Source organism: Acinetobacter sp. BHS4, assembly GCF_018454425.1.
GTDB classification, from domain to species: domain Bacteria; phylum Pseudomonadota; class Gammaproteobacteria; order Pseudomonadales; family Moraxellaceae; genus Acinetobacter; species Acinetobacter pittii.
This window is the reverse complement of the sequence record NZ_CP075324.1, coordinates 1-7,145: the sequence shown is the minus strand read 5'-3', so window position 1 is coordinate 7,145 and position 7,145 is coordinate 1. Positions and strand designations below refer to the sequence as shown.

Genomic DNA, 7,145 nt, shown 5'->3' with positions numbered 1-7,145 from the left:
ATGAAAAGGTTATATTTTTAATTCAATAAGACGAGGCTATATCATAAACTCGCTTAATGCAAGGTAAACCTCGTTTTAATGCAAGGTAAACCTCGTTTTAATGCAAGGTAAACCTCGTTTTAATGCAAGGTAAACCTCGTTTTATAGTCTCTAAGAATTTTATAAATAAAGGCTTTCAGCATGTCTAAAAGCATTTAAAAGATTTAAAAATATTTAAAAGCTCAGATCATGAAAAATTGCCCTTGGTTTTCGCTTCGCTCAAACTCTATTGAACTTCGCTTTCGCTCAGTTCGTCGGGGCAATTTTTTGGTTAATACTTGCGTGACTTTAAGAAAAAGCAAAAGCAACTCGGAATTCGCTTCGCTCATGAGCTTTTTTTCTCGCTACGCTCGGTCCAGGAGCAAATTTCTGCATAAAAATTAAGCTTTCTTAGGCTAAAGAGGGCAAAAAAATGTTTTTCAGAGAGTCTAGACGCAAATTTTGATAGTTCGCTCGTAGACACTCGCTCTATGCAGCTATCTAAAGTCAAAACATCTCTTTACTTCACTCTCTTTTGCGTTTTTTGAGCTGTTTTCTGTTTTTCGCTATAAGATCTATGTTTTTTAGATAAAGGCTCTTAAATCGCATTTGAATGCTTTCTGTGAAGCTTTTCATAATTAAAGTTTTAGGTTGAAATTTTTAACCTGGATGAATGAACAAAAACTGATCTTTTTACGTTTTTATAAACCAGAAAATAAATACTTTTTTCCATGTAAAACCAAGCACCAGTCCTACGTCACTTTAGCCAATTTTCTAATCCAGAATCCGGCACATGCCGGGATTTTTTTGTCACACACCACGCATCTAAAGATGATAACCCTCAAACCTTTGCTAGATATGGTTTTTATAGGTTTTTTTATCATATAGAAACTGTTTCAAAAAAATGGATAAAAACTAATATAACTAGTTGTTTTTAAATAAAAAATAAACTTTCATTGAGTTTTTCAAAAAAATCCAATTTTTTGATTTAAAGTATTGAAATATAATGTAAAAACAACTTTCAAACCAAATTTCAGAATATATCTTAAAATTAAGGTTAATTTATTGAAATTATGAAAAAAATTGATGAAAGTTTAGATTTTTAAGTTTCAGAATTGTGTACAAAATTAATGGACTTTTTTATGCTAAAAATTTGATTTATATGATTATTGTTCTGTACATGGTGTTGTACAAAAATAAATACTATTTTGGGTCTAAGTGAATGAAAATTATAAAAAATAATATGTACACATGGATTATACAATAATGTACAAATTTTAGTGGCTAAATTAGGTATAAAGTATTGAAATTTATTAAAAATAAATATGTACAATCCAAGGTTACTTCTTATGTCAACAGAATTAGTCAATTCAGCCAATATCATCTCTTTTCCTAAGCCATGTGCCTTCTGTGAATCAACGGAACATGTACAACTTTTTGCTGGGCTGATGCTTTGCAGGAGTTGTCAGGAAAACATCAAAATTACCAATCCTGATCTGTTTGCTACCAATGATCAGATTCAACAAAAAGCCCAGGATTAACCTGGGCTTCGTATAAGGTGTATTATGTTAATAATATAAATTTTTAAAAGCATATTGATTTAATAATAGAAAAATTATCAGAGTAGGGCATGTGTAAAGTAAACGTTCGATTATTAACCAATAATGATTAAAGATTTATATCTTGTATGTGTTAATTTTATTAACATATATATACGAAATTAATAATGCCTTAAGTGAAATAGTATGCTAGGTAAAAATCATCATTTTTTAAAAAAATTTTCGATCAGTGATGCTGCTATAGCGTATAAAAAACCTCGCTCGACTATACTTAAATATATAAAAAGCGGAGATTTCGAACTTGACTACAATAAATTGATTGAATACAGTCAGTTAGTTAGAAAATTTGGTGAACTTACTTACCCTATACAGGACGAAAGAGAGCAACAAATCAAAAAACTAAAAGATGAAGTTATGCATTTAAAAAAACAACTTAACTTTTTTAAATATACTTCAATCTCAAACAAAAATAGACTATTAATTTCTCATAAACATTCCATTTAACATAATGTGCGTTATATGAAATTCAAAAAATGATACTATTTTTGTGATAATTAAATAAATTTTAGGTGAACATAAGTTAAATAGAGCTTATATCGGCCATATAATTTTAAGGTTCCCAGAATTTATCACCCTGAGTTTCATAAAATTTACTAATGAATTCTTGAAAAGTATTAGCAACAATGTACCAATCTTGTCTTTGATCTATAGGTAAGACAACAAAAATAGAGCCGTAATCATCACTATTAGGATCACATCGAACTAACAATAAGTCTGAATCTCCATAGAATTCTCCAATAATTAAGTCACTTTGAAGAGCGTCATTATTACGATTACTTTTATAAATTTTTGAAGCAAAAATTACTTCCTCAATAGAATATAATTTTAAGCCCCATTGTCCGTATTCTTGATCTTTAAATAGATCTGCACCATTAGATACTGTATAAAAATCCTCTAATACTTTTGGTAAAAGTACTTGGGGTATTTGTGGGTAAATTTTGCTTTTTAGGTTTAATGAACACTGCAAAGGAAAGGGACATTCCCTACCTCTCTGAATAGCTTTCTTAGGTTCAATCTCCCATTCATTATGTATTTTTTCTATAATTTCATGAACACTATTCATTTATTAGACTCTTAAAAAATCCTTAACTTTTACTAAAATTAATTTTCAGACTTATCCCACCAACTTTGAGCTAAATCAGTATTTTTAGGAATGCCTATACCATCACGATACATAGCGGAAAGACTTCGCATTGCTTTCTTATTACCTAACTTTGCAGCCTTTTCACGAAGTTCTAAAGCTTTCTTAATATTAACTTCTATTCCGCTATCTGCGCGAGTATATAGGTCAGCTAACTCAACCATTGATTCAGAATGACCATTTTCTGAAGCTTTCTGAAACCACTTAAAAGCTTTTTGGAAATGTTCTAAAGAATCGTTTTTGTCATCATCCTCTATTAATCTAGCATAGGTAACATATCCATCAGCTAACCAAAACATTGCTGCTACATTTCCATTTTCAGCTGATTTAATAGCCCAAATTTCAGCTTGATTTTCATCTGAATCAACACCATGACCATATAGATAAATCTCAGCTAATTCTAACTGGGCAGAAGTATCTCCACTTTCTGCTTTCGCTAATAAATCATTAGAAAAAACAGGTTCTGCAAATGTTTCCATTGAAAGGCAAACTCCTAAAGCCATAAAAATATTTACTAATTTATTCAATTCTTAACCTTTAAATTAAACTCTTAGGCTTGTATGTTTTTACATCATACCTAAAAGAAAACTCTAAAATTAGAGTATATTTTTAGTCCTATTTAACATAGAAACTCTTATGCGAATCTAGAAGGATTAAGCTATTTCGTAATATTTTAACCAATAAGCATTGTCAAAAATATCAATGTAATAGCTTGGCCTCTTACAATGTGAAAAATATTCACAGCATAAATCTCTAATAATTTCAATTTCTTCTAGGCTATCGGCAGCATTGACTAAAAATATAAATTTGTCTAAGTTAACAAGTAATTTAGTACTATTTTTCAAAGGTTTATTATTAGACATTGAACCCTATGTGTTTTCCTGTTGGAAGCTCTACATCAATACGAAGTTTTCCACCCATTGCTTCAACATACTTTTTCATCGTTGAAATTTTAAGATCATGACCACGATTTTCGATTGCTGATAATGACGGCTGTTTAATTCCAAGGGTTGCAGCTAGTTCTTTCTGGGAAATTTCTAACTCTTCTCGGATAAGGTGAAGCTGACTTTCTAAAAGTAATTCATCAGCCATTTTTTGAATACGAGCTTGACTCTCTGGAGAGCGACTAGCCAATAATTCTTGTAAGCTCTTAGCCATTAGATTGATCTCCTAAAGTTGAGAGATGAAGTGCGTATTGCTCATCTGCAATTGCTAGCATCTCTGTATAAAAACGCTTTTTATTACTCTTATCACCAATACACAGCACAATCGCTTGTCTTAGGGGATCGAATGCAAAAAATGCCCTTAACGGTTTACCACGATGCTGAACACGTAGTTCCTTCATATTGGTAAATTTAGAATCGTAGACGGTATCTACTAAAGGACGACCTAAACTAGGCCCTTGCTGTTGTAGAACAACCAATGCAGCTAAGACTTTCTCTTGTGTTGCTTCATCTTGCTGTTCAAGCCATTCATTAAACAGATCCGTTGTAATGACTGTCCACATATTACAATCACAATATAGATTACAGTCTATATATTAAATCTGATTGAATGACTTTGCAAATGGCAATAAAAAATCCCGACGTCATGTCGGGATTTTTCGGTATGGAGCGCATAGGTAGGGCTGACTACCTGATGGTCATGGTGCCTGACTGATTATTATTGTTGTTTTAAGTCATTGAACATCCTGTCCATATAGATCGATCATAAGAGCTTCATCGGGGGATAGATACAGACAATTTCGTGAAACGCTGTAAGCCAAAACGTACAAAAAATAATCAAAATTTATCCCAATGGTTATCCGCATAAATTGTGGATTCTTTTGGGTAAAAAAGGCTTACAAACTCTATGGAATTGGTATTTTTGATCATTTTTTAACCAATTTTATTGGCAAGAAGTATCAGAATTGAACATAAAAAAACCGATTTATTTCTAAATCGGTTGAACGAGATCGTTCCAGGGGTTTAACTCAATGTAAGTTGTTGATCTTAAAGTAAACTTAAAGGGCCATTTCGGATAACGCACATTATGTTAAATGGATTAAAATGGAGTCATTTATCTGAAAGGATTTTTAAGATATTCCTTCACCATAGAAATAATTAATAGTATACCAATCAAAACTAGAACTGCTATAAGAATCCAGAACATACAAACCACAAATATTAAACATTAATAATACAATAATAATATTTTTCTGAGCATTAAGTAACTCATATTTAGACTATTTTGCAAGTTTAGGCTTTTGTTAAGTTTTAATTAACAGTAAATTTTTTCTAATTGGTATAGAATTTAGAAGTAGCAAGCTATTTAATTGTTTCTTATGGAAAAAAAGTAAAGAATCTCTATCTGAGAAAAGATGAGCACAAATTTATTTTGCAATCAATATTCATTTGTAGGGCTAAGTATCAAAAGTGGACGAATGAAGAGATCAATGAAGTGATAGAGAAAACTATATATGAAGATAAAATTAGGGTGTATGAGATTTTATTGAGCTTGGCAAAAAAATTCTCGATCAGATGTCTTGCCTTATAGGAGGCATCCCAGTAGTGGGCTATATTTTGCAGCAGAACAAGCTGACAAAAAAATGTATGAGAATAAGCAAAAAATTAAATCAGCTTTAAAATTAGTTGCAGAAGCTATTTAAATTTTATATTAACTAAAAATTAACATAATACACCTTATACGAAATGTGTTATAATTTTCCTTAGAAATCAATGCTGTAGTTTCTAGTTTATAGCCCATCTTCCCCAAGGTGGGTTTTTTTTATGATTTTTCACGTTCCACGCTTATTTATTGAGCAATGTTCCACGGTTTTATTTAGCCTAAGTTAACCATATGGAAGAAAAAAACGACTCCAGAAGCCACGCTTTTTAGGCTCTGGTTCAACATGCTCTGGAACAGGAATGCGCTTATTCTCTGGAGTAGTCAATCCGTCATGTTTAGGATCATCAATATTAGGTTCTGGCTGTACTTGAGCTACATTCGCTTGCGACTGTTCTTGATCGGTAAACGTAGTCATATTGGCTTTTGGTGCTTCTAGTAAGCGCTGCATGGCCTCGATCTGATCTTGATAAAACGATTCACGTTCTAGTGATTGATTTTCTCTAAACAGTGCTTGATTTAACTGTTTTTCCAGTATGTCAACTTGACGTTTTAATAGGTCAACTTCTGTCAAGTTTTGACTGTTAATTGATTGACTTTGATTGACATTAGTATCTTTCTTTTGTGGTTCCCCAAAAACTCTTATGGCTTCTGCGAAGTCAATTAATCCATCAGATCCTTTAGATAAATTTCCTTTGTTTATATGGGCATATATGGCTTGTCGTGAATATCCGTAAAGCTTAGCCAACTCTGAAACTGACAGTTTTTTCATTATGTAAACCAGTTTTCAATTTGTGTTAATACTTGACTGTCAACTTTACAATGTCAATTGACATCATTTATTGAAAGCCAACTTTTCGAAGTAATGGAGTAAGTTCTTTTAATTTCTCCGGCTGTTTTAGCATATCTGCAATCCGTACAGCAAATTGTTCATAGCTTTCGGTGCCTTGTGAAAGTTTTCCCATTTCTGGAAGCTCTGACAATTTACTCGCAAATGAATAGCGTTGTGCATCTGTTAAAGTGATCGTTATATCTTCGCTTACACCTATACTTTTAGCTGACTTCGTTACTGATTTTTTTTGTTTAAAGCTAAATGAAAAACCTGTAATTGATCTACCAGTCTTATGCTGTTCAACTTTAACAGTAATGTCGGTATGTTCATTTACTTGCTTTAATGCAATGTCTAAGACATATTTTTTAAAGTCATACATTCGTTTGTATTCAGTATCGAGTACACCTATTTTTTGTCTGAAATCAGACAAAGTTATAAGAGGCGTTTTTCCTGTACTACGCCATGCAATCAATATCTCATATAACCGAACGGCATAAGCACTTGTTAAATTGCTTATTTGTTGTATTTCATACTTTGTAAATTGTTCTTCTAGTCTTGTAATTAAAGGCACGATAGCGGGAGCAAAAATAAGTCTAACAACCGCTTCATTATCAATATAAGCGACTTCACTCACCCATCTTGACTTGTGATTAATAATGTTGCCTTTTTCACTAAGACTTTGATAACTGAATTGTCTTGCAAATAGATCATCACAAGCATCTTTTAATGCCTGATAAGCCGTGTTTCGATGTACACCAAATTGATTGATGTAGCTTTCAGCATGAACTGTTAATGGATCATTAGCATTTATTCCCTTACCCGATTCCCTTGCTTCAACGATAGCTAGAAGAATTAACCGTTGCTCGACTAGATCAAGGTTATAACTGGCATTAATTAATGCATTATCTTTAACTATTAGTTCTGTTTTCAT

9 protein-coding genes are annotated in these 7,145 nt (G+C 32.0%); 2 read left to right on the top strand and 7 right to left on the bottom strand.

Translation table 11 applies throughout. The features are described 5' to 3' along the window. Positions 1-1,367 precede the first annotated feature (1,367 nt). A complete protein-coding gene (locus tag KIP84_RS18715; protein ID WP_000102616.1) occupies positions 1,368-1,559 on the top strand; it encodes a hypothetical protein in 192 nt (63 codons plus the stop codon). A gap of 204 nt (positions 1,560-1,763) precedes the next feature. Continuing rightward, on the top strand, positions 1,764-2,081 hold the full coding sequence (locus tag KIP84_RS18710; RefSeq protein ID WP_000900860.1) for a hypothetical protein: 318 nt from the start codon (positions 1,764-1,766) through the stop codon (positions 2,079-2,081). A 106-nt stretch (positions 2,082-2,187) separates the two neighbouring features. Here the strand turns inward: KIP84_RS18710 and KIP84_RS18705 are convergent, their stop codons facing one another. From KIP84_RS18705 to repM, 7 genes are all read right to left on the bottom strand, one after another. Continuing rightward, complete coding sequence (locus KIP84_RS18705) at positions 2,188-2,700, bottom strand: SMI1/KNR4 family protein (RefSeq protein WP_001089574.1); 513 nt, start codon at positions 2,698-2,700, stop codon at positions 2,188-2,190. Between the two features lie 38 nt (positions 2,701-2,738). Continuing rightward, positions 2,739-3,257, bottom strand: a complete 519-nt coding sequence (locus KIP84_RS18700; protein WP_000447195.1) for a tetratricopeptide repeat protein — start codon at positions 3,255-3,257, stop codon at positions 2,739-2,741. A gap of 174 nt (positions 3,258-3,431) precedes the next feature. Beyond that, positions 3,432-3,641: a hypothetical protein gene (locus KIP84_RS18695; protein ID WP_000069475.1), complete on the bottom strand. Its 210-nt coding sequence runs from the start codon at positions 3,639-3,641 to the stop codon at positions 3,432-3,434. Further along, the gene (locus KIP84_RS18690; protein WP_001129974.1) at positions 3,634-3,936 is read right to left on the bottom strand and encodes a helix-turn-helix domain-containing protein; all 303 of its coding nucleotides are present in this window, start codon (positions 3,934-3,936) and stop codon (positions 3,634-3,636) included. Before KIP84_RS18690 ends, KIP84_RS18695 begins: the two co-directional genes overlap by 8 nt. Continuing rightward, entirely contained in the window at positions 3,929-4,285 is a 357-nt protein-coding gene (locus KIP84_RS18685; protein ID WP_000269904.1) for a type II toxin-antitoxin system RelE/ParE family toxin, read from the bottom strand. The genes KIP84_RS18690 and KIP84_RS18685 overlap by 8 nt, the downstream gene beginning before the upstream one ends. 1,323 nt (positions 4,286-5,608) lie before the next feature. Beyond that, complete coding sequence (locus tag KIP84_RS18680; protein WP_000736775.1) at positions 5,609-6,154, bottom strand: plasmid replication DNA-binding protein; 546 nt, start codon at positions 6,152-6,154, stop codon at positions 5,609-5,611. A gap of 67 nt (positions 6,155-6,221) precedes the next feature. Beyond that, on the bottom strand, positions 6,222-7,145 hold the full coding sequence (gene repM, locus KIP84_RS18675; RefSeq protein WP_000845851.1) for a replication initiation protein RepM: 924 nt from the start codon (positions 7,143-7,145) through the stop codon (positions 6,222-6,224).